Raw genomic sequence first — 1348 nt, 5'->3', positions numbered from 1 at the left:
CTCGCGCTCGGCGCGCGCCCAGTGCCAGGGCCAGAACTCGCTGGCGTACCAGTTGCCCTTGATGGCCACTTCGGTGAGCGCCGCCGCGGCCACCGCGGTGCCGAGCAGCCGGCCCGAGATGCGGTCGGCCTCGTACTCGTCCTGGCGAGCCAGCGCAAAGGTCTTGGCGGCAAAGCGCGGAAAGTACCAGCGGAAAAAGGCCTGCGACACCAGCGCCATCACGCCCTCGTCGCGCTGCAGGCTGGCATCGAGCCGCAGCCACGACAGCCGCGTGCGGTAGATCCAGGCGCTGAGGCGGCCATGGTTGCCGCGCAGGTGCCCGTACTCGTGGGCCAGCACCGACAGCAGGCGCTGGCGGTCCAGCATCATCAGCAGCGGCAGGCCGATGCTCAGCGAGTTGAGCGCGCCGCCGAACAGGCCGAAGCGCGGCACCTGGCTGATGCTGGCGTTGAAGTTGTCGTCCAGGTAGACGCGGTGCACCGGCGGACCCTTGATGCGCTCGCGGATGCGGTCCAGCGCCTCGAACAACCCAGGCGCGTCGGCGCGCGTGAGCGGCTCGCCGTCGGGCTCGTCGAAGTGCACCCAGAGCGCACGCAAAGTCGCCCAGAACAGGCCCAGCGCGAACACGAGCAGCCAGCCGCGTGTGAAGTTGAAGCGCCCGTCGGCCACCGACACGACCACCCAGGCCACAATGCCCACCGCCAGCCCGAGGCAGGCCAGCACCCAGAGGTAGCCGAGCGCGGCGAACGCCGCGACGCCACGCCGGTAGCGCGCGCTGTCGTCCGCACTCGCGTGCTCGCTCAGGCGAACCAGGTGAACAAAATCCGCACGGTCCATCCGACTCCCGTCAAAGACTCATCCGACAGTTGTTACCGAAGAAAGAAGCCCCCGTTGAACGACGAAGACCTCCCTCCCCTGATCGAAACGCCCCCTGGCCGCTACCGCCACTACAAGGGCGGCGAATACGACGTGATCGGCACCGTCCGCCACAGCGAGACGCTGGAGCCGATGACGCTGTACCGCGCCCTCTACGGTGCCCGCGGCCTGTGGGTCCGGCCCGCCGCGATGTTCGAGGAAACCATCGAGATCGACGGCCGCCCGCAGCGCCGCTTCACCCCGATCGACGCTCAGCCGCAGTGAACGTCCTTGACGCGGCCACGCGCGTCGACGCTGATGTTGAGCCGTCCGGGGTTGAGTTCCATCGTGACCGCCTGGTTCGGCTTGAGCACCCGCGCCGTGCCGGCGCCGGCGCGCGCACGTGCCGCGGCTTCGAGCTGAGGCGTCACCTGCTGGCCCACGGCAAAGCGGGCGCCTTCAGCGTTGCACTGGAAGACGGGTTCGGCCGGCG

General features: G+C 69.4%; 3 protein-coding genes. 1 reads left to right on the top strand and 2 read right to left on the bottom strand.

Annotation, left to right across the window (positions count from 1 at the left end):
- On the bottom strand, positions 1 to 837 hold an 837-nt coding region (locus VBO01S_RS31390), incomplete at its 3' end, for a M48 family metallopeptidase (RefSeq protein ID WP_157627553.1).
- A 54-nt stretch (positions 838 to 891) separates the two neighbouring features.
- Here VBO01S_RS31390 and VBO01S_RS31385 point away from each other — a divergent pair.
- Positions 892 to 1140, top strand: coding sequence for a DUF1653 domain-containing protein (locus tag VBO01S_RS31385; RefSeq protein WP_062483076.1), 249 nt, complete (start codon positions 892 to 894; stop codon positions 1138 to 1140).
- Here VBO01S_RS31385 and VBO01S_RS31380 read toward each other — a convergent pair.
- Positions 1128 to 1348 (bottom strand): I78 family peptidase inhibitor (locus tag VBO01S_RS31380; RefSeq protein WP_062483073.1); only part of this gene is annotated, 221 nt, incomplete at its 5' end. The genes VBO01S_RS31385 and VBO01S_RS31380 overlap by 13 nt on opposite strands.

Origin of the sequence: Variovorax boronicumulans NBRC 103145 (assembly GCF_001591345.1) — a bacterium.
Classification (GTDB): Bacteria; Pseudomonadota; Gammaproteobacteria; order Burkholderiales; family Burkholderiaceae_C; genus Variovorax; species Variovorax boronicumulans.
This window is presented reverse-complemented; position numbering and strand designations above follow the sequence as displayed.